This is a genomic window from Caballeronia sp. INML2, from assembly GCF_023631365.1.
Classification (GTDB): domain Bacteria; phylum Pseudomonadota; class Gammaproteobacteria; order Burkholderiales; family Burkholderiaceae; genus Caballeronia; species Caballeronia turbans.
Window position 1 is genome coordinate 37,103 of the sequence record NZ_JALQDH010000024.1, and the last position, 20,868, is coordinate 57,970.

General features: G+C 59.7%; 15 protein-coding genes. 10 read left to right on the plus strand and 5 right to left on the minus strand.

Annotation, left to right across the window (positions count from 1 at the left end):
* Window positions 1-150: 150 nt before the first annotated feature.
* Together NCT32_RS10530 and NCT32_RS10535 are read right to left on the minus strand one after the other, a co-directional pair.
* Window positions 151-1,542 (minus strand): FAD-binding oxidoreductase, encoded by a 1,392-nt coding sequence (locus NCT32_RS10530; RefSeq protein ID WP_250490187.1) that lies wholly within the window; start codon window positions 1,540-1,542, stop codon window positions 151-153.
* On the minus strand, window positions 1,539-2,528 hold the full coding sequence (locus tag NCT32_RS10535) for an isopenicillin N synthase family oxygenase (RefSeq protein ID WP_250490188.1): 990 nt from the start codon (window positions 2,526-2,528) through the stop codon (window positions 1,539-1,541). Before NCT32_RS10535 ends, NCT32_RS10530 begins: the two co-directional genes overlap by 4 nt.
* Before the next feature lie 287 nt (window positions 2,529-2,815).
* Here NCT32_RS10535 and NCT32_RS10540 point away from each other — a divergent pair, with 287 nt between their 5' ends.
* The 9 genes from NCT32_RS10540 to NCT32_RS10580 all read left to right on the plus strand — a co-directional run bounded on the left by NCT32_RS10540 (window position 2,816) and on the right by NCT32_RS10580 (window position 12,094).
* On the plus strand, window positions 2,816-3,643 hold the full coding sequence (locus NCT32_RS10540; RefSeq protein ID WP_250476972.1) for a transporter substrate-binding domain-containing protein: 828 nt from the start codon (window positions 2,816-2,818) through the stop codon (window positions 3,641-3,643).
* 34 nt (window positions 3,644-3,677) lie between these two features.
* Complete coding sequence (locus tag NCT32_RS10545; protein WP_250490189.1) at window positions 3,678-4,328, plus strand: amino acid ABC transporter permease; 651 nt, start codon at window positions 3,678-3,680, stop codon at window positions 4,326-4,328.
* Between the two features lie 10 nt (window positions 4,329-4,338).
* Window positions 4,339-5,001 carry an amino acid ABC transporter permease gene (locus tag NCT32_RS10550; protein WP_250476973.1) on the plus strand — a complete coding sequence of 221 codons (663 nt, stop codon included), beginning with the start codon at window positions 4,339-4,341 and terminating at the stop codon, window positions 4,999-5,001.
* A gap of 45 nt (window positions 5,002-5,046) precedes the next feature.
* Window positions 5,047-5,913: an amino acid ABC transporter ATP-binding protein gene (locus NCT32_RS10555; protein ID WP_284508511.1), complete on the plus strand. Its 867-nt coding sequence runs from the start codon at window positions 5,047-5,049 to the stop codon at window positions 5,911-5,913.
* The gene (hisC, locus tag NCT32_RS10560) at window positions 5,910-7,037 is read left to right on the plus strand and encodes a histidinol-phosphate transaminase (protein WP_250490190.1); all 1,128 of its coding nucleotides are present in this window, start codon (window positions 5,910-5,912) and stop codon (window positions 7,035-7,037) included. Before NCT32_RS10555 ends, hisC begins: the two co-directional genes overlap by 4 nt.
* 12 nt (window positions 7,038-7,049) lie before the next feature.
* Window positions 7,050-7,853 (plus strand): histidine utilization repressor, encoded by an 804-nt coding sequence (gene hutC, locus NCT32_RS10565; RefSeq protein WP_250490191.1) that lies wholly within the window; start codon window positions 7,050-7,052, stop codon window positions 7,851-7,853.
* A 740-nt stretch (window positions 7,854-8,593) separates the two neighbouring features.
* Window positions 8,594-9,259, plus strand: a complete 666-nt coding sequence (locus NCT32_RS10570) for a hypothetical protein (protein ID WP_250490192.1) — start codon at window positions 8,594-8,596, stop codon at window positions 9,257-9,259.
* Between the two features lie 933 nt (window positions 9,260-10,192).
* Window positions 10,193-10,489 carry a hypothetical protein gene (locus NCT32_RS10575; protein ID WP_250490193.1) on the plus strand — a complete coding sequence of 99 codons (297 nt, stop codon included), beginning with the start codon at window positions 10,193-10,195 and terminating at the stop codon, window positions 10,487-10,489.
* A 594-nt stretch (window positions 10,490-11,083) separates the two neighbouring features.
* Window positions 11,084-12,094: an IS30 family transposase gene (locus NCT32_RS10580; protein ID WP_409241528.1), complete on the plus strand. Its 1,011-nt coding sequence runs from the start codon at window positions 11,084-11,086 to the stop codon at window positions 12,092-12,094.
* 50 nt (window positions 12,095-12,144) lie between these two features.
* Here the strand turns inward: NCT32_RS10580 and NCT32_RS10585 are convergent, their stop codons facing one another.
* The 3 genes from NCT32_RS10585 to NCT32_RS10595 form a co-directional block, all read right to left on the minus strand.
* A complete protein-coding gene (locus NCT32_RS10585) occupies window positions 12,145-12,621 on the minus strand; it encodes a hypothetical protein (RefSeq protein ID WP_250490194.1) in 477 nt (158 codons plus the stop codon).
* Window positions 12,622-15,585: 2,964 nt separating this feature from the next.
* Window positions 15,586-16,578 carry a hypothetical protein gene (locus tag NCT32_RS10590; RefSeq protein WP_250490195.1) on the minus strand — a complete coding sequence of 331 codons (993 nt, stop codon included), beginning with the start codon at window positions 16,576-16,578 and terminating at the stop codon, window positions 15,586-15,588.
* 2,122 nt (window positions 16,579-18,700) lie between these two features.
* Window positions 18,701-19,990 (minus strand): integrase domain-containing protein, encoded by a 1,290-nt coding sequence (locus NCT32_RS10595; protein ID WP_250490196.1) that lies wholly within the window; start codon window positions 19,988-19,990, stop codon window positions 18,701-18,703.
* Window positions 19,991-20,126: 136 nt separating this feature from the next.
* Between NCT32_RS10595 and NCT32_RS10600 the strand changes: the two genes are divergently transcribed.
* Window positions 20,127-20,513 (plus strand): hypothetical protein, encoded by a 387-nt coding sequence (locus NCT32_RS10600; protein WP_250490197.1) that lies wholly within the window; start codon window positions 20,127-20,129, stop codon window positions 20,511-20,513.
* Window positions 20,514-20,868: the final 355 nt, after the last annotated feature.

Consider the following 20,868-nt stretch of genomic DNA (forward strand, 5'->3'; position numbering starts at 1 on the left):
CTAATGTTCTTTACGTGCTCGTGGATACCGCTCAACAGCTTGGGCGAGATCGCGAAATTGCCGCACGATGGATTCGAGCCCACCCGGCCGCGGACGTCGAAGAGAAAGTGCTGCAGGTGTAGCGCGAGTTCTGGTTGAAGCGCTGACACGCTAGATCAACTTGCCGGGGTTCAAGATGCCGTTCGGGTCGAGCGCGCGTTTGATCGCGGTCATGGCCGCGATCTCCTCGGGCGAACGCGAGAGCGGCAGGAACTCGCGCTTGAGCAACCCGATGCCATGCTCCGCCGAGACCGATCCGCGATACGGCACGACCATGTCGTAGACGAACGCGTAGACCTCATGATGCAGCACGCCCGGCACCGAATGTCCGTCCACGGTCACGTGCAGGTTCGAATCGCCAATATGGCCGAAGTAGTACGAGCGGTTCGACGGCCAGCGCGCATCGAGCGCGGCGCGGCATTCGTCCACGAATTGGCCGATTGAGCCGACCGGCAAGCTGACGTCGAAATTGATCGGATCGAGCCGTGCCGGAAATTCCGCAGTGCACTCGCGAACTTGCCACAGCGCACGCGCATCCGCCACCGATTGCGCGACGATCGCATCGCGCACCGCGCCGGCGTCCAAGGCCTCGGCGAGCGCGGCAGCGAAGCGCTCGCCGTCGCGGTCGGCATCGAAGCCCGCGTGTTCGATCAGCGCGTAAAGCGAATGCGCCGCGGCAAACGGCGAGCGCGCCGAGGGTGTGAGCGAAACGCCGAAGTCGAAGAAGTCCGGCCACATGATTTCGAACGCGCCGATATCGTTGCCGAAGCGTGCCGAGAGCGCACGCAACAGCGCGACGACCTGATCGTAGCCATCGAGCGCGACGAGTGCCGTGTGACGCCCCGCGCGCGGCGGATGCAGCCGCAACACTGCGCGCGTGATAACGCCGAGCGTGCCCTCCGAGCCGACGAAAAGCTGTTTCAGGTCATAGCCCGTGTTGTTCTTGATCATCTTGTTCATCGAACTGAGCACGGCGCCGTTCGCGAGCACGGCTTCGAGGCCGAGCACCTGTTCGCGCGCGGTGCCCGACTGGATGACACGATTGCCGCCCGCGTTTGTCGCGAGGTTGCCGCCGATCTGACACGAGCCGCGCGCGCCGAGGTCGAGTCCGAGTTCGAAGCCCTCCGCCGCCGCGGCTTCCTGCGCGCTCTGCAAGGTGGTGCCGGCGAGCACGGTCATCGTCGCCGATGCCGCGTCGATTTCCTCGATTCCAACGAGCCGTTCGAGCGAAATCGCGATGTCAGCCGCACGCGCGATTGCGCCGCCCGCGAGCCCCGTCATGCCGCCTTGCGGCACGACGCTCTGGCGCGCTTCGTTGCAGATCGCGAGCGCGCGCGACACCTCTTCGGTCGAGCGCGGCAGCACGAGCGCCGCGGGTCGCGCGGGCGCGTGGCCGGTCCAGTCGGTCATCGAGCGTTGCCCGATGGCTTCGCCCACGCGCACGCGGTCGTTGCCCAGGGCCTCGCGCAACGCGGTGATGGTGGCGTCGAGCGGCGCGCTCATGCGGCTGTGCCCTGCTGCTCAGCTGCGCGTTTCTTGCGATAGCCCATTGAATCGTTGATGCGCCCGAGGATGTAATCGCCTGCCGCTACCGGCGCATGACGCACCTCGCTCGCCGGTGTGCCAAGCTCGGCCGGATCGACGATGGCGCCGTAGGTCGGATCGTAGAAAGTCGCGATCGAGTAGCGCTGCTGGCCCGACGCATTGATCACGCGATGCAACGTCGAGCGGAACCGGTCGTTGGTCCAGCGCGCGAGCAGATCGCCGACATTGACGACGAAGCTGCCCGGAATTGGCGGCGCGTCGATCCAGGTGTCGTTCGCGATTTCACGCACTTGCAGACCGCCCACCTGGTCCTGCCAAAGCAGCGTGATGCAGCCGTAGTCCGTATGAGGCGCGACGCCGAATTGATCCTCGTCGGATTGGCGCGGCTGCGGTGGGTAATAGACCATTTGCGTGCGCTGCATGCGCTTCGTGTAGCGCGAGGCGAAAAAATGCTCGTCGATGTCGAGACTTGACGCCACAGCCCGCAGCAGATGACTGCCGCACTCGCCGATCGCCTCGTAATACCCATAGAGCGCCGGCCTCAGCTCGGGCATGAAGTCAGGCCAGTTGTTCGGGCCGCGCAGCGCCTGGCCCGCGAGCACGTCGGGATCGTCCTCGGGCAGTTCGAGGCCGATGCTGTAGAACTCCTTATAGTCAGGGCGCTTTGCCTGATACATGGTTGCGTCACCGAGCGAATTGAAGCCGCGATGCCGTTGATTCACCGCTGCGCGCCGCTTCGTTTCGACGGGAAACGCAAAGAACTTGCGCGCGGCGGCTTCGGCTGCGTCGATCACATCCTGCGGCACACCATGATTAACGATGTAGAAGAAGCCGATGGTCGTGCAGGCTTCGCGAATTTCGTGGCCCACGCGCACGAGAGCGGCAGCGTCGCCTTCGCGCACGCCGCTGAAATCGATGAGGGGAATTCGGGTGACTGACGGCATCGGCTGGCTCCTGGAGCGGCGTGGCGAGGGGGGTGTTCGGCTCGCCGTCACGCGAAAAGACTCGCGCACGGCATCACGCATCTCCGGTTGTATATACCGCCAATTCCAACGCCGCAAGTTGCAACGCAGCGAATCGGACCGCGACTTGCTGGCACGCTCATGCGCCTAGGAATCTGCAAAGAATTTCTTTTTGGTCATCGAAATTTCGCGGTATATACTGCCTCGCATACCGCGCTGACCAATGGCTGCCGCACGCGCGACGACCGCTTTGCTACCTGGAGACTCTAATGAATATCCTTGCAGGCTGGAGAAGTCGAGTGCTGATGTTGACCCTGTGCGCCGCGAGCGTGTGCGCGCATGCCGAAGATCAGCTCGCGAAGGTGAAGAAGGCGGGCGAACTCGTGGTCGGCACGGAGATGCAGTTCGCGCCGTTCGACTTTCTCGAAAACGGCCAGCAAGCAGGTTTCAACAAGGATCTTTTCGCGGAGATCGGCAAGGAGATCGGCGTGAAGGTGCGCTTCATCGACTTGCCCTGGCCGAGCGTGCTGCCCGGTCTTGAAGCGGGCAAGTTCGACATGGTCGGCGGCCCGATCACGGTGACGAAAGCGCGTATGGAACGCTATACGTACACGCTGCCCGTCGCCGATGCCACCGACGCCTTCCTCAAGCGTGCCAACGATTCGAACCTCAAGCAATCGTCCGATGTCGCGGGCAAGACCGTCGGCGCGGGTAAGGGTTCGGCGCAGCTCGATCAGTTGAAGGTCTACGCGGCCACGCTGCCGAAGCCGCCGGAAATCCGCGAATACGTTGATAACAATCAGGCCTACGCGGACCTCGCGGCGGGCCGGATTGTCGCAGTGGCAAATTCGATGACCAACATCGCGTACGTCGCAAAGCAGCGACCGGAGACGTTCGCGGTCGTCCAGCCGCCGTTCGGCGCGAAGGTGTACTTCGCGTATTGCCTGCGCAAGGACGCGGACAGCAAGCCGCTGGCCGACGCGTTCAACAACGCGCTCCTTAAGCTCGACAAGGACGGACGCCTCGCCACGCTGCAGAAGAAGTGGTTCGGCGTCGCGATGCAGGTCCCGCCGACGCTGCCCACGCCGAACTACTGAGTCAGCGCATCACGCGTCCGAACACGGAGGCCCCATGTTCAGCATGACTGTTTTCGTGCAAGGCATCCCGCTGCTGTTGCAGGCGGCGGTCGCGACCATCGGCATTTCGCTCGCCGGACTCGTGATCGGATTTTTCGTGGCGATCGGCGTGTGCTCGGCGCGGCTCTCGCCGAGCCGGGCCTGGCGCGCGGCGGGCGGCGCGTACGTATTCTTCTTTCGCGGCGTGCCGATGCTCGTGCAGTTGCTGCTCGTCTACTACCTGCTGCCGTTCGCCGGCATCAACGTGCCGCCGCTCGTCGCCGCAATCAGCACGGTGTCGCTGTGTTCGGCGTCGTACATTGCGGAGATTTTACGCGGCGGCTTTCTCAGCATTCCGCCGGGCCAGATCGAAGCCGCGCGCATGCTCGGCCTGCCGCCGCTTGACACGCTGCGCCGCATCCTCGTGCCGCAGGCGTTCCGACTGACGCTGCCGTCGCTCGTGAACGAGATGGTGCTGCTCATCAAGGCGTCGTCGCTGATCTCGGTGGTCGGCATCGCCGAAGTTACGCGCACCGCGCAGAACATCGCGGCCAGCACGTACCGGCCGCTGGAGGCGTATGTCGCGGCGGGGCTCATCTATTTCCTGATCTGCGGCGCGCTGTCGCTCGTCGCGCACGCCACCGAAGCGCGGCTGCAACACGCCTAAGGACGACGCCATGCAGCAGTTCGACCCCGCCGTCATTACGCACAACCTGTCCGCCATCGGCGCGGGACTTGCGACGACGCTCGGCACGTGGATCGCCGGTGTCGTGCTCGGCCTCGCAATCGGCTTCGCCATCGCGCTGCTGCAACTCTTTTGCGGACGCTGGGTGCGTGCCGTGCTGCGCGCCTACATCGAACTCTTTCGCGGCACGCCGTTTCTCGTGCAGCTCTTTTTGCTGTACTACGGCGGCCCGTCGTTCGGGCTGACGCTCGAACCGCTGACTGCGGGCATCCTCGGGCTTGGACTCTACGGCAGCGCGTACTTCGCCGAAGCGTTCCGCTCGGGCTTTCGCGCGGTGCCGCCGGGACATCTCGAAGCGGCGTCGTGTCTTGGCATGTCGCGCTGGCAGATCGTCCTGCGCATCCAGATTCCTCAGATGTTCGTACTGATCGTGCCCGCCATCGTCAACTTGATCATCGTGCTTAGTAAGGAAACCGCGGTGCTGTCGATCGTGACCGTTCCCGAACTCACGTTCGTCTTGACCGGCATCGGCTCGGCGACCTTCGCCTTCGTCGAGACGCTGCTTGCGCTATGCGTGTGCTATCTGCTGCTCGTCGAACTCGCATCGCGCGCGGGACTCTGGGCGGAGGCACGGCTCACGCGCTTTCTCGTCTGACATGTGGACCATGTGGATTGTTATCCCTCGTCACCAGGTGAACCGATGAATGCCATGATCGACCTTCCCGCTTCCGCGTCCTTCGTCGTCGAGCCGCGCGCGCCGTCCTCGCCGCTGATCGAAGTGCGCAATCTCGGCAAGCGCTTTGGCGACGTCGAAGTCCTGCGCGGAGTCGATCTCGACATTGAACGCTCGGAGGTGGTCTGCATCATAGGGCCGTCTGGCTCGGGCAAGAGCACGCTCTTGCGCTGCCTCGCCGCGCTCGAAACGTATGACACGGGCGAAGTGCGCATCGAAGGCGAACTGCTCGGCTACGGCGAGAAGAACGGCCGGCGCGTGCGGGCGTCACAGGGCGAGATCAATCGCGTGCGGCGCAACATCGGCATGGTGTTCCAGCAGTTCAACCTGTGGCCACACATGACCGCGCTCGAAAACGTAATGGAGGCGCTCTTGCGCGTGCAGCGCCTGCCGCGCGCGCACGCACAGCGGCGCGCCAACGCGATGCTCGAGACGGTGGGCCTTGCGAACAAGGGCGACGCCTATCCGGCGAAGCTCTCGGGCGGGCAACAGCAGCGCGTGGCGATCGCGCGCGCGCTCGCGATGGAACCGCACATCATGCTCTTCGACGAACCGACCTCCGCGCTCGATCCTGAACTCGTCGGCGAAGTGCTGCAGGTGATGAAGCAGCTCGCGCGCGACGGCATGACGATGGCCGTCGTCACGCACGAGATGGGTTTCGCCGCGCAAGTTGCGGACAAGGTGATGTTCATCGATCAGGGACGCATCGCCGTGCAAGGCAAGCCCCGCGAAGTCTTTCACGACGCCCGAGATCCGCGTCTGCGCCAGTTCCTACAAAACTATTTCGACCGCAACGCGTTCTGGTCGCGCGGCGGCGAAGGAGAAACGGCATGAGCGCCACTGATGCGTTCATCGCGGCGCTGCGTCCCGATGTGCGCGATCTGCCCGCCTACAATGCCGGCGCATCGGCGGAGCGCGTGCGCGAACAGTTCGGCGTGTCGCGCGTCGCCAAGCTCGCGAGCAACGAGAATCCCTGCGGCGCGAGCCTGCTCGTGCGAGAGGCGTTGCAGCGTGCGGTCGAGGAAAGCGTCGCGCGCTATCCGGACTCGTCGTGCAGTGCATTGCGCAACGCGATCGGCGCGACGCTCGACGTCGAGCCCGCGCGCATCCTGTTCGGCAATGGATCAGAGGATCTGCTGGCGGTGGCGGCGCAGACGTTTCTCTCGCCCGGCGATGAAGTCGTCACTGTTACGCCCTCGTTTGGCTTGCATGTGATCTATCCGCAACTCGCGGGCGCGCGCGTGCGCGCCGTGCCGATGCGCAAGCTGCGCTTCGATGTCGATGCGCTTTGCGAAGCGCTCACGCCGCGCACGCGCATGCTGCTCGTGAGCAATCCGTCGAACCCTGTGGGCGCGGCGCTTTCGGGCGACGAATTCGGGCGACTGCTCTCGGCGGTCGCGCCGGGCACGCTGATCGTCTGGGACGAGGCGTATTTCGAGTACGCGCGCGTCGATCCGTCCTACGCGGCAAGCTTGCCGGCCCTTGAGCACTCGCATTCGCCGTGGCTCGTGCTGCGCACGTTCTCGAAGGCCTACGGGCTGGCGGGCTTGCGCATCGGTTACGGCGTCGCGTCAGATGCGCGTCTCGCCGATCTCATGAACCGTGTGCGCACGCCGTTCAACATCAACCGTCTGGCGCAGTGCGCGGCGCTCGCGGCATGGTCGGACACGGCGTATGTCGCCGACGTCGTGCAACACACGATCCGCGAGCGCGAACGCATGCGCGACGCGCTCACGGCGATGGGCTACGCCTGCGCGCCGTCGCTCGCCAACTTCCTGTTCTTCGACGCGCGCGAAGACGCGGACGCGCTTGCGCAACGCCTGATGCGCGCGGGCGTGATCGTGAAAGCGTGGCGCGAGCCGGACTTCGCGCGATGCGTGCGTGTCTCGACAGGCAGTCGCGACGACAACGATTTCTTCATCGAAACGCTCGGGCGCGTGCGCTCGGCGCGGCACTGAGGAGGCGGCGCGATGTCGGGGACCCCGCATGCGAAGCCGGCCGAGCGGGCGCACCAGACCCTCGAAACCGCCGATATCGGTGCTGAGGCGGACGCTCCGCTCGCCCGCTACGCGCAGGTGAAGACTTACATCCGCGGCAAGATCGAGGCGGGCACGTGGCGGCCGGGCGATCGCGTCCCTTCGGAACTGAGCCTTGTCGACTCGCTCGGCGTGTCGCGCATGACCATCAACCGCGCGCTGCGCGAACTGACGGCCGAGGGCTGGATCACACGCCTGTCGGGCGTCGGCACGTTCGTCGCCGAGGCCAAGCCGCAGTCCACGCTGCTGATGATCGCCCACATCGGCGACGAAATCCGTGCGCGCGGCCACGAGTACACTTCCGAGACGATCCTCGTGCAGCGCGAGAGCGCGCCCGCCGCCGTAGCGAACGCACTGAGCCTGCCGCCGAGTTCGTCGGTGTTTCACCTGATCTGCGTGCATCGCGAGAACGGCGTGCCGGTGCGTCTTGAAGACCGCTATGTGAATCCTGCCGTCGCGCCTGAGTTTCTTGAACAGGACTTCACGATCCTGCGCCCTTCCGAATACCTCGCGGCGACGGTGCCAGCCCATGAGATCGAACACGTCGTCGATGCATGCCTGCCCACGCGTTCCGAAGCCGAGTTGCTCGAAATGGCACCCGACGAGCCGTGTCTCACGCTCGTGCGCCGCACATGGTCGGGCGATGCCGCCGTCACGTTCGTACGCTTCGTCCATCCCGGTTCGCGTTATCGGCTCGGATGCCGCTTCAAGCCCGACCACTCGCGTTACCAGGGCTAATTAGCCGCGACCATGCGCTTGCCGGTTCCTCGCGGGATGGGACACCGCGCTTCTCAGTCGGCACTGCGCTGACAATGACCCGCCTCCCCAAGTCCCCTTTCGCATTGTGTCGCTGCTATGTAACTCTCCTGCGAATCCCAGCTAGTAGTGTTGGCGCGACGCAATTTTTGCGTGCAGTTGCTTGAGCACGAACACCCGCGTTTTAGGCACTACCTCGCGGCTTGCCGGTTGCATAGCTTCGGAGAGCGGTTGCTCAGTTGCTCACACAAGCCATGCAGGATTTGTGAACACGTGGAAGCGGCTCATCGACGGATGCGCGCAATAACCGGCAGGCCTGTCGTGCTGATAGCTACCCGCGTTGCTTCCTACGACCTTATTCTTTTTAACGTCCTGCTTCGGGCACGTGGCGAACATTGGACGATCACGGTCACTCCGCAAGAAGGGACGAAACTCGAAAGCTACCCCTTTTTCGAGAGCTTTCGCATGCTCGCATGTGCCTGCGCCTCGGTACAGTGGGATCTGACCTGTCGAGGCTGGATTGCCTATCAGCCACGGAAGGCCGAAGAGCCTTGTGCTCGCAGGCGCAAAGCGCGCCTTTGGAGTGCAACGTCAGCCCTCAGGGTCCCGACCCACAAATCCATGCTATGGCAAATCCCATCCTTCGATTCGGGCGTTTTCTTCGCTGAGGCCGGCAAGGCAACCTCGATGCGAGAGAAGAAGCCCAACAATGGAATGAACAAATGACGACTTCATTGATAGTAAAGGTAACCATTGACGAGTTTGCCACGCCGGGATTGTTTCGCGCTGTGTCGGCCGTCGCGAGTCCAAGGCAACGAGCGTCGCTACTAAGGCGCCTCGCCGAAGACACGCTGCGCAACAGCGTTCCGACCGCCCAGATAGCGCCGGCTGCGACCTCTGTCACGGCAGGCGCCCGTGTCATGTCGGGTGCCATTCACTCAGAAGCTGAGTCAAGTCCTTCTTCCATTAAGCCCGCATTCATCCTCTCTGAAACAGGCGTTTTCGACGATAACCGGAGGCAGTTCGGATGCGCATCCGACGTTTCGTCGGATGCGGGCGCCCTGCAAAAGCTTCAGCCCATCGCAGGATCTCGACACGATCTCGTGACAGGAACCCCCTCGCAGCGTGAGACCGTCGCGTCTTTTGCATCGATCGTCTCTGACTGCAAGGAGAGCGCGACGAATTCGACAAAAGGACCAACGATGCCTGCACAACCTGTCGAATACGGCGAGACGCCCTATACCGACACTATCACCCAATCGAACCGCAGGCGTGGCTTTCTAACACGGGCGTTGGTCACAGCGGCGCTTGCTATGGAGAGAAGCGGATACCGGCTCCGTCGCACCATCATCGGTCGGGAAAGAAGGGCAAAGATGACTGGTAAATGATGGAAAAGCTTTGCGCCGCCTGTTGCTCCCTGCGGGTGACCGATTCCGCTCCTGCTTGATTCCGTACTTCTGGTTGAAAAGGAGCGGGTCTAAGAACGGCGGTTGGCGTCAGGCACTGACCGGTTCGAGCGCTTGATACGCTCCTCCCCGTTTATCGAAGTTTCAAAGCGCCTGCACACGTGCCAATGCGTCGGTTTCGGGGTTCACGACGGTCGCTTCTCAATAGCACGCGGTGTATGCGCGAGGCTGCGGTCCGTGTCATATATCGACGCGTTTGGAAGCGAGCCGCGCGCCCCTTGCCATTTAGGGTCCAGGGTAAGCTGGATTTCAGGCGACACCGCAGACGTCTTCAAGGTCCTCGGTGTCTCCGCTTGGCACGGAGCGAAATAGCGGGAGGCTGCCCGTCGACTCAGCGCAGGCACGTATGAAGCGTCGTTACACCACGCGACGGTAGACAGCCTCGGGCCTTCGCCATTCCCGCCCGAATCTGATATCGCAGACTGACACCGATCAGATCGTCACATGGCTCACGCTTTGGCGACGCAGGTCGCTGTTACGCTTCGGCTGTTCGTCCGCATATCGTTGAAATCTGGGTTTTTGCATACAACCAGATTGGCATGCGACGCTCGAAGATCTTCCGAAACGCCGTTTCGGAGCTCCGATGCAAACGCGTATGAGTAGGCCCTATGGCGTGTCGCCAATGGGAAAGGAAATCGATGTTTGACCGATCCAGCGATAGGCCCCAAGGAATCGCTCTTTCTCGTAATAGAAGTCGTACCAACACAAGGGCGTCCCATTGAATACCAGCTTAAGACGATCCGTCAAGACGCCGTCGCCTCCACGTAGGGCTCGAAGCGAAATAACCCTCCTCGCAGTGATCAGGTATGCAGATAGAAAACTTCGTGGATCATGTGAGAAAAGCGGACCACCCTGATGAGTTGCGTCGATCGCTTGCCCGAGCGTTGCGTGCGCCCGGAGAGCAGTCAAATCGCGCATGTCATTGAACGCAACGAGACGGAAGCAATAGCATTCCTGCTCGAGCGCCTGCAAAAGACCGAGCGAGCGACGCGCAATCACTTCAACCTCATCGCAGACATCAAAGACATCCGTCTTCTCGTGCGCCTCTCGGAAGCAGGCGGAAATATCCTTTCACCCAGTGCGCCTTGCCTCTATTCTCCCGGGCGTGTGACGGCAAGTCGGATACGGCAGCGCCGCAATGCTTACATTTGAACGCCTTCGTTTCGGCAAGAGAGGCGATTTCATCCGCGACGATTTCCCGCCCCTCCATTGCCACTGCGGATCCCATCTTTGCAGCCATTACTTTTTCTCCTGAGCGCTCGGGCGGCACCGTTTACTATGAGTGGCCATTTGATGTATTTTTTACTCGCGTCTTTCGATTTGTACTTCAAAATAAAAGATGGCTATTCGACTAGGATACGCGAACATGCGTACTGAAATGTCTCAGATTCATCCGCTTTTCTGTTCCCGATAAATGTGATTGGCAACCCACGCTAGCGACCTGTGCTAGGTTCACTGACCTGCGTGCCTCGGAACGAGCGGGAGTTTGCCTGGGCCTTACGCACCTCCGGACATTGCTTCTGCAGGCCGTGCAGCGCCCTGAGGGTGGATATCGCGTTGCATGATTAGGGCAAGCCGCGTCGTACGCCGCGGCTTGCAATCAACGAAAAATTGCAGACGCGCTGACGGCGCGCGTCGGCTATCAAACGGCCTATATCGATGATTCGAGAACCCAATGGCCTGGCGGCCTCAAAAGTGAGGTGCAACACTTATCTCGTATAAGGTGTTGCAATGCCCGACAAAACTATTTCATACCAGCACCTTCAACCTGAAGAACGCCTCGCCATCGCAAGCCTACGAATGCAGGACGTGAGCATACGGGCCATGGCCCGTATGCTCGGGCGCTCGCCTTCCACCGTGAGCCGTGAACTGACGCGCAACAGCTCTCCTGCTGGCTACGCATCAGTGCCAGCTATAGCGCTGTGCGCCGCCCGCCGTAGGGCTGGTCGCGGCCCCGCCAAGCTTTGCACGCAAGGCGTTCGCTGGCGGATTGTGCTCACGTTGCTGGACTGGAAGTGGTCGCCCCAGCAGATATCGGGCACACTTAGGCGCATGTATCCGACCGACCCCACCCAGCACGTATCGCATGAAACCATTTACACGGCTATCTACGCTCAGCCGCGTGGCGAATTGCGCCGCCAGTTGATTGCCTGCCTGCGCCACGGCCACAACACCCGCATGTCGCGCACGCGCGGCACAGACCGACGCGGGCAGATTCCCAACATGGTGAGTATTCACGTACGCCCGCCCGAAATCGAGGACCGACTGCTGCCTGGTCACTGGGAGGGCGACTTCATAAAAGGCGCTGGGAACCAATCCTCCGTTGGCGTGCTGGTTGAGCGCACCAGCCGGCTGGTGCTGCTTGCCAAGATGGACGATGCTACCGCCGCCTCAGCTCTGGCGGGCTTCTCGGCCAAACTCAACTCGATTCCTGAACCCCTGCGCCAGAGCTTCACTTATGACCAAGGCAAGGAACTTACGCGCCACCAGGAACTCGCCGCGGCCACCGGCGTGCGCGTGTACTTCTGTGACCCCCATAGCCCCTGGCAACGCGGCACATGTGAAAACACCAACGGTTTGCTGCGACAATACTTGCCCAAAGGAACCGACCTCTCGGTCTACACCCAGGACGAACTCGATGCTATCGCCGACAGCCTGAACAACCGGCCACGCGCAACCCACGCGTTCTATTCGCCGTTCGAGGTCTTCGCCGCCACGCTCGCCTCAGCAAGCCAATCTCAAGGCGCTAAACATTAACCCCTGTTGCACTTCGGCTTGAAACCGCCCCTCGATGCCGAACTACACGGTCAGCGATCGGGCCTATGAACATCCGAAAAGCAAATGTGCCCGATCACGAACAACGTCACCGATGTGAAGCAAAGCAAAACTGTTTCAATGACTGCGCGTAAGTCCCAGGTCTTCGTCGTGTAGACCAAATAGCCTGCACCGATAAGCGCCCAGGCGCTCAACAAGTGGGCGAATTGTCCATTAAGCCGCCGTTGAGACTCACTCGGCGCTTCAAAGAGTCGCAGTCTGGACAAGCAGCGCTCGCCAATGCTTAGCCTCGCGCCTACGACATATTCACCGTTCTGCTTGCGTTCGACTCGATAGCTGACCCCGTCTACTTTGACGCTCATACTGATCTGTCGCTCCGACGTCTCTAGGATGTCGAGCAACGCACTCAGACGTGGCGAGAGGGTCAGACGAGATGACGTCTGCACCACGACATGATCGGTCAACTCCAGACCGCCTGCATAACGGACTTCCAATACAGCGACTTTCATAAAACCTCCTTAGGTTGAAATGTGCATGCCTTCAGCGTTATGCCGAAAGCGGACTACAACGGTTGAAAACAACGATGGCGGCGGTATGCGCGTCGCGATCAGCTAAGCCCATCGGCCCTCAAGCGCAGACACGATGGAAGTAAAGTGGAGGTGGAGCGGCACGCGAATCGTTGCCGTCGATAAACGTCCGGTCCGACTAATCGGCATCAAGAACGCGACCGACAATGGTGGAAACACGTCGGACGCGCTCGCGAGGGCAAGCGTGTTCTTAATTCCGCCAGAATAGAGAGATGAAGATCTGGTGACGGGCGAGCTGAAGCCGCTCGCCTGACATGTCGATGCGTTAAAACGCGGTGGGTGAATTAATATAGGCCGACAGCCGTTCTCCGTGAGGCGGAAAGCTTCGAAAAAACGCAGTCTTTCCGGTTTTGCTTGGAGCCGCGCCGAGTTCTGTCCGGAACGAGAGGTACGGATCGCTCTTGTGGCCGCGTGTTGCCCGAGTTGGATCGACGCTGCGCTTGCCCTACCCTTGGCGTTGTTTCGCCATATCGCTTTCGTTGTACTTCCGCTCCGGTTCTTCGTCGCGTTACCGTCTTGTTTTTAAACGACGGGTTAGCACTACCCGGTGATCGACAGCGTGACAGGCTTCGCCGGCATGACTGCATGTCCGAGCTATCTGGCTATCAAGTCGCGCTGCGTCCAGATGACGTGCATGCGTTGCGCGAAAGCTGAGCAATCTCGTGCGCAAAAAATAATGTAAATCGGACAACGCTAGAACGCCGTCCGGTGCGGTCGGATGAAGGCAACAGTCCGCCTCAGCAAATATGGCTATGCTCTCGACCGGACAATCGTGTTGAGAGAGCTCCGACCGTAGATAACGCAGTGCCGGCTTTGCGCGCCGTAGAGGCGACGTGTGCACCGTGACCCCGCCCAAGTCATCGATCACCAACAGCTCATCTTCGTTGGTCCCGGGCCTGACCTCGCCCCTCCAATCGTAGTCGTTGACGACGAAAACACCGAAATGCGTGACGGCGAGGCAATGGACCAATGTCGTTGCGTTTGCGGTGCCCGGCGCATGTTCGAGGGTTACGTCTTCATGAAAGCGCACTTGGCTCTCACACACGCGGCCGAATACGGGCGCGATCTGGCGGCGCAACCAGCGGCAGACCCGCCGACGGCGCGCGCCTGAGACTGAATCGTGCTCTTGCGGAAGAGTGGGGCGATCGGCACCGCTTTGCAATCGATCGTTAAACGGATGGAATGCGGCTTCTCGTTTCTGAGTTGGATCTCTCATTCATTTCTCGCGGTTGGTTTGTTGCGTTCACCAATCAGTCTTCGCAGAGCGCTGCAGGTTGATGGACGACGCTTTGCTAAGTTGGCCTGGCTCGCTCGCACCCAGCAAAAAACATTGAGCGAGAGGCATCGTGACGTCCAAGATTGCGTGCCGTCCTGGTTATGGAACCGGCAATCGCGCGCAATCAAAAGCGGCGCCTGGGTCCATTGCTGCGTGATAAGTTGTGTAGGGCGCGTTCCAGTGCGTGAACATTTATGCACATTCCCGGCGACATAATGCTTCCGCCATCAGAAGGTGTCGTAGAGCGCCTAATCGCTTCAACTGCGCGGGAACGAGGCAGGTTTCTTTCTCTAAACGCTCGAGCCGCCTGAGCCAGTAAGACCGGTCAAGGTAAAGCGGCATGGGCGCTGCATTCGCGTTTAGCAGGTGGCGTATCATGCTTTCAAGGTGCGCCAATTCGGCGTCCGCGAACCGTGAAGGTCGCTTCAGCTCCGACGCTCCAGACGTTGCGGTGGGTTGCCGTTTCATCGCAGGCATGCTTTCGCTCCACCAGCGCGAGGGCGCTTCGCGCGCATCGGGTCGCGCGTGCGCGCTCGAGCTCGCATAAGGCGCGAGATACGCTGCTTAGGAGCGGAGCTGTGCGCTCGTTGTGCGGGTGGCGGATGACACAGACGTTTCGTTGTCGGCATGGCGGCGGATAACTGGTTTGAACAAAACCAGCATGCCCGCGACAAGAAAAAGTCAAGGCGCGGCCCGTGACCTGCAGGAAATACGGAAAGAAAGATTTGCGCCCCGTCAGGCAGGCGGGGTCACTACCTTCGCATGCCCCAACTACGAGCGACACAAGACACGAACGAAAGCAGCAGTCGCCTCGAGTCGTTTGGAGGTTTCTATAGGATCACCGAGCGGCGCGCAAAAAGCCGCACGCGGCCGCCATGCGCTCCCTTCGCGCGCCGCGGCGCTAGTCTTTCTTAGCGTACGAGCGCATGAATGCACGCGCGTATAAGTTGCTGAATTTTTTTGCCGACCCAGAGTTGTGCCTCCGTCTCGTCAGAATGCTGGTTGAGACGGACGAAGAAAGGTCGAGCGGACCGTAAGTGTGACAATTTTCATTGGTGCCACTTTTTGTCACACTCCGTTGTGACCCAAAAACGTCTTTTCAATCAGATACATGGGAAATTCTGTAAGGTTGCGCAGGCTATATCATGATATAGGCTATCTCTCTACGCCTTGGTTCAGCAGGCGTAGCACGGCATAGCGTTCCGGCAGGAACGGCGAGTAAAAACGATCGCCCAACGGTAGGCTCGCAGTCTTCTACCGATGCCGAATATTGCGTCTCAGATGCACGTGAATGGCGTTCGCAACACTGCTATCACCACGGCCGCAGCGTGTGCCCACGCCGCGGACTCGAGCAAATAAGCCCTGTGTCTTGACTGCGTCATTCCTAACGCCATTCAGAGGAGGGAATATGAGCCGACGTCCCCGACGTCCATGCATTGACACGCTCAGCAGACCGGGATGTTATGAGCGTCTGGTCGCGATAGTTGAGCGATGATCCGGCCGATGGCTATCGGGCATCGTCGCGGCCATCATCGGCAGACACTCAAGATCGATGATTGTCGTCCGAAGCATGCGAGACACGTCGCCCAACGCATCGCTTAATGTGATCTTCAGGAGGGACGGGGCGCGAATGTACTGGGCAAGCGGGCGAGAAGAGTTTTATTGAAGATGCCACCAAATTCGCGCATCACCTCAACAAATTCGGCATCAGTAATCCGCTTTTTCAGAACTTTGCTGATCGACTTCTCGATCTCAGCGCGGTACTTCCAGAGAAGCTCCGAATCTTTACATTCGATCACCAGCCGATTCCGGCCTCTTCCTTTCTTAATGCGTACACGGGTAAAAGTCGACGGGCGGATATTCTCCGCGTTGAGCTCAGAGAGGATGTTTGCTGCCGTCCGGCCGCTCGCGTCGAACATGGACTCCACGCTGCGTGCCCGCACAAGCATCTCGTCGAGTCCCAGTTCGTCCTTCAGCGCGAGAAGTCGCTTCCCAACCGCAAACGTTAGGTCCGTCTCATAGAACAGATGGCGAACTGGGTCGGGAAGCTCCCGGATCGAAACGGCGACGCTAACATTCCGTCTGGATATCCCGAGCGCCTTCGCACATGCACTGAAACTTGCCCATTCTCCATTCGTCACCCCGAGGTGATAGCGGTCTGAGATGTTTTTAGGCAAATCAAGCGCGCGGGCCGCGATCTTTACGGGGTCCTGTCCGGACCAGCGCAGCATTGCCTTGGAATTCAGTGCTTGGCCTTTGACAATCTTCAATACTGTCTTATTCGAATGCTTCGCATTGGTCGCCCCGCTATGCCGGATACGGGCGAGCACCGTTTTGATCCCATCATGAATGATTGTGTGGCGAATCACTCGAACGGTGTGGCTGCTGATTCCAATGCGGTCATCAAATAGGTCAAGAACCTCATTGGGCAAACCTTGAAGCTGCAATGCCAACGACAAATCTCCCTGACTCACGCGCAATGTGTTTAACGCGCCGAGTTGCGTCTTCCACTTCCCTTCGTTGAGTCCTTCTTGGTAGGTTCTCGCAAGCAATAAACAACTGCGACGGCTTATCAAGCGATATGGCCTTTTTGAAGTTTTCATTTGGTCTCCTTTCGTTCAGCATCTGGATGATCGCATATTCAAAGCGCGAATGAGCGACTTGTGGCGACGATCTAAGAGATATTTTCGTTGCTTTAGCGAAAGACGTATAAAAAACATCGTCTTTCAACTTTTTCGCGATCAAAATGTTATGCGGGGCGTCGAGTTGAGCGGGCAGCGTGCTTTGCAGCGGTGGCTATAACCTTTTCGATACAGTCCGCTTCCATTGTCCGCTGCCCCATTACGAAAGCGTAGAACCCAGAAAGCGCTTGTGCGTCGCCGAAAGTCCGCGTAGACTTCACGCTAGTCTAGGAATTGCGTTATCGACAAGCTGGACTATCATGGCAAGTCAGCAAGCAGCTGCTTCGCCGCCAAAACCCTTCCGCCTTTTCGCTGTATATCCCACTGCAATATTTAACTGGCATCACGGAAAAGTTGCGTCCGGATAGCTTCACTTTTTCGTCGATACCAACCGATATAAGTCGTTGATTTTTACGCGAAATGTCCGGAATATTGCGAAACTGAATTTGTGAACCACGTGGTCATGTTTCGCTTGCGCCGGGGGGTCGAACGGCGGCGCCGGCCTTGGCGCAAATCGCCAAGGCCCTGGGTTCGTCTTTGTAAAGGCGCGACTAACGTTGCTCACGGACCTCCGCGCATAACTGAGAGAAAGCTTTTAGTCGGTACACACGCGAAATCAGGCGCCTCACCGCCCAGCCTCCCTTTGCGACTTCAATACCACTCCTCCAACGTTTCACTTTTCGTCACGGAGAAAACTACCGCGACGTGCCGACAGCGATGCAACATGTTGATTTGATTGGAACATTGGGCGATATTGCGAAACTGAATAGACTGGCCAGATGCTCGCTTTTCGCTTGCGCCTAGCTAGCAACAGCCTTCGAAGCCAGCCTCGCGTGCGCCGAAGGGTAGTGTTGATTTCCTTGAGGAAGGCGCTCGGGCACGATGCTAGTCGAACTCGTTCGAGGAATATCAGCGATCGTCGAATCGATTCGCGCACCGAGACCCGGAGATCACAAGACTGCCAATAGGTCTTTCGTCGCGGAAACCGCGAGCGACGCCGAGAGCGGACGTACGATAGTCGGTGGGCGTTTCTGGTCGATGCGTGCCGTCGCAACGACGAGATCTGGATCGGCAGCAACCGGTCGACGCGAAGAACTGAAGCGCTTTGTGACTTCGAGGCATGTGGAAGGCTACGCCGTAGCGGTAGCCGAGACTGAACGAATCACCACCCAGCGGGAAACTGCCTCGTGGCGGATGCCCACGAACCGGTCGCACTCGCCAGAAAATATCATGATATTTTCTGCAGAAGCTTTGCTTATCGCCCATCCGCCCGATTTATAAGGAGTTTTCGTTCGGCAGAGGCGTGTGACAAAAACCGGCACGCGGGAATGTTGTCGCATCAGTGCTCTTCGTCGCGCGCATTCTTTCTGCGGTAACACATTTTGAGCACGTCAGGGGCCGGAAAGAGATACGTTTTTGTGCCTCTTTTCCCGTTTCGACTTATATCATGATATTTCCTAGCTCGCCGTTTCTAATCGGCACACCCGCTCAGGCCGGGCATCGGGTACTACTATCGCGACCGTGTGACCGAGGGAGACATCCAAAATGAACGAATTTTGCAAGGATTCCGGTGAAAAGCCAGCGGAGAAGTGCGAGCAGAGCGACGCACTCATTCTGCATTACGATGCGCTATCCAGATAGCGTTCGTCGTCAACCGCCCATTCGCGGTGTCGTGAAGAATACTTCTCTCACGCCCGGACGTTCCGCCCTAGCTGAGTATTGGGCGCCCTCCGTTATCGCGCGCACGGCGCGAAAGACGGGAGCATTCAGCGTCTGTCACTGACCGAGCGATGCGCGTCAGCGACTTTGCCTTACGGTCGACCGGTGCATCAAAGCGGTGCCGGTTCTCACAAAGATGACGACGATCGGAAAGAGCACTGTCGAACCCCTTGAGCGACGATGTTGCGCATTGAACCGCCGATTACATGCAGAATCAAACGCCTTGAAGAGAATGAGCTTACATGGTCGAGAACGCCGGGCGAGATGACCGACGCTACCCTTGCCAGCCATGCAACAACCATCGACTTTGCGAGAATTGGATATGTCAGTCCGGCAGATCGCCGAGCAACGACAGTTGACCACACACAGGACCGTCGAGCGACGCATCGCCACGTTCGGTCAGCCTGGAACCAGGGCAAACTGGTGCTGGCACTGCATGCGCGACGGCGGAAACCGCGGTTGTGGCGAATTGCGAAGGCCCGCATTTCGCAAGGAGGCGGTAAAAAGCTTGCCTCGAGATGTTCAAGCTCTTCGCAGCTTCCGATTTGACGCCCCGTGCGTCCTGAAGGGCGGCGATCACCTGTTCGGGCGTGATCACGGGTCGCGACAGGCGCTCGGCCGTGGCAAATGTCGAGATGTACGCCGTAGCCTTTGCTGCGAGACTATGTCCGGCGGCTTCCACTAACTGTTGCATGGCCCTCTGATGAAGCTCCGGGTCGGGCCGGTGGTCGGCCCGCTTGATGGGTGCCGGTACGCCGGTAATTTGCTCGTACATTCTCTGGAGGTACGCATGGCGTAGTCCATGCACCGTGACGCCCAAGCCGCCGCGGGTAATGCCCTCCTTCTGCAGGACGTGGTAGAAATGGCGATACCACTTTTTCAAGGACCACGGCTCCGGAATCATGGACCCCGTGCGTGGGTTGGCGAGCCGTGCAGCACGGATCAGAACTTCGTATTGCCACTCGGCGTCAATCGGCACGAGCCTGGGCCGCCCGCCCTTCGTGCCGTCGATGACATGCAGATGGCCTGATACGCGCAAACACTGCAGGGGACGCAAGAGCATGCTTTCCTGTGCACGCAGCCCAAAGGTGGCCTGCAACTCGACCTGGATTGCGACCCAGCGATCGCGCTCGCAGAGTCGAGAGATCGTGTTATTGACGTCGACGTTGGCCGCTTCCCAAGATTTATCTTCCTGAGCCACATAGTAGCGGCGATATCCGTCGGGCCGCTTGATGTAGTCATCGACGGTACCTACGAGTTGATGCTTTTTCATCCACGCGGCGAGTGTGCGCCAGTAGGTGAGCTTGTTCTCGACGGTGCCCGGCGCCTGCTCCTTCTCGGTGACCCAAAGCTTAACCAGATAGGCGATGTGTTTTTCCGATAGGTTCCACGGCGACTGAAGCGCGAAGCCGCCTTTTCGTAGTTCGCGAAAACCCGCGATGAGATGTCGCACGCGGTATGTTTGGGTCTTAATGGAAATCGCGTTGGAGGTCACGCGCGTCTTGCTGTGGGCTTTCGATAAGTGGTGTTGGAAGAGTTCGGTGAGTTCCTTCGTGAGCCGCTGTGGCAGCCCGGCGTTGTCCAACAGCGTCGAGAAGTTGAGTTGGATTTTCACGGCTGTGATCCGAAAGGCGACGTTCTCACCTATCAAAAGAACGTCCCGGGGTGGTTGGAATACTGCACGCTTTGCTTTCCGGGATCTTAGAGATCAGATTTTCGATTCACCCGGCGCAGGGAAGCACTGCGACCTGATGATCCATACTCCGGACGAGTCCGAAGCACGGCTACTTGACCGCAGGCATAGCCTGTCGCGCCAAGCAATTCTTGTTGCGCATTTTGTTTTCGGCTGCGCGGGCCGACAGAAAGAGATGAAGAAATCCGCACCGATGGTGCAAGTGATTTCCCGTCTCAAGAGCTTGTTCATCACGGTCGCCTCGAATCGGGACCGCGTGAGTCAGGCTTGGCTGCTTGCCGGAGACGAAAGGAAAGTGGACGTTCGCACTGTCCGTGCGAGGTTGTTCTCAGTCGATGAGGTTCTGCGTTTTGCTGGAAAGGCTAGCGTTCATGCGGTTCTTGTTGAACTCAGTTTCCGACATGACACGGCCAGTTCAATGGGCAGCGTCGCTGCCGTTCAGTGAGATTGCGCTCATCGAGCGCGAGGCTTGGTACAAATGGAGTGCGATGCACTCAGGTCGATGCGTCGGTGACGCGGATAGGTAATTAGGATACTAGGCCCTTCGGCGCGCGAGGTTTGACGGAAAGCTCGCGATTTCGATACGCCTTTCGCCATTCGCCTTTCAATGCCTGTACAAACACAGCGCAAAGCGATTCGAAACCTTGCGCTTCATCTTAACGATCGGCGGTCTCATGCTCACCGGTTTCATCGGTGGGCCGAATTCGCGCCGATGCCGATTGGTGCGCTTCCAGCGGTGCTCAAGCGTTGCGGGGACATTCCTGTCAACGCCGGCTGAAACCTGATCGGCTGATGGCCTT

Excerpts from the sequence above, each read along its gene's own strand:
- NCT32_RS10530 (WP_250490187.1), bottom strand. The coding sequence starts at position 1,542 with ATGAGCGCGCCGCTCGACGCCACCATCACCGCGTTGCGCGAGGCCCTG.
- NCT32_RS10535 (WP_250490188.1), bottom strand. The coding sequence starts at position 2,528 with ATGCCGTCAGTCACCCGAATTCCCCTCATCGATTTCAGCGGCGTGCGC.
- NCT32_RS10540 (WP_250476972.1), top strand. The coding sequence starts at position 2,816 with ATGAATATCCTTGCAGGCTGGAGAAGTCGAGTGCTGATGTTGACCCTG.
- NCT32_RS10545 (WP_250490189.1), top strand. The coding sequence starts at position 3,678 with ATGTTCAGCATGACTGTTTTCGTGCAAGGCATCCCGCTGCTGTTGCAG.
- NCT32_RS10550 (WP_250476973.1), top strand. The coding sequence starts at position 4,339 with ATGCAGCAGTTCGACCCCGCCGTCATTACGCACAACCTGTCCGCCATC.
- NCT32_RS10555 (WP_284508511.1), top strand. The coding sequence starts at position 5,047 with ATGAATGCCATGATCGACCTTCCCGCTTCCGCGTCCTTCGTCGTCGAG.
- hisC (WP_250490190.1), top strand. The coding sequence starts at position 5,910 with ATGAGCGCCACTGATGCGTTCATCGCGGCGCTGCGTCCCGATGTGCGC.
- hutC (WP_250490191.1), top strand. The coding sequence starts at position 7,050 with ATGTCGGGGACCCCGCATGCGAAGCCGGCCGAGCGGGCGCACCAGACC.
- NCT32_RS10570 (WP_250490192.1), top strand. The coding sequence starts at position 8,594 with ATGACGACTTCATTGATAGTAAAGGTAACCATTGACGAGTTTGCCACG.
- NCT32_RS10575 (WP_250490193.1), top strand. The coding sequence starts at position 10,193 with ATGAGTTGCGTCGATCGCTTGCCCGAGCGTTGCGTGCGCCCGGAGAGC.
- NCT32_RS10585 (WP_250490194.1), bottom strand. The coding sequence starts at position 12,621 with ATGAAAGTCGCTGTATTGGAAGTCCGTTATGCAGGCGGTCTGGAGTTG.
- NCT32_RS10590 (WP_250490195.1), bottom strand. The coding sequence starts at position 16,578 with ATGAAAACTTCAAAAAGGCCATATCGCTTGATAAGCCGTCGCAGTTGT.
- NCT32_RS10600 (WP_250490197.1), top strand. The coding sequence starts at position 20,127 with ATGATCCATACTCCGGACGAGTCCGAAGCACGGCTACTTGACCGCAGG.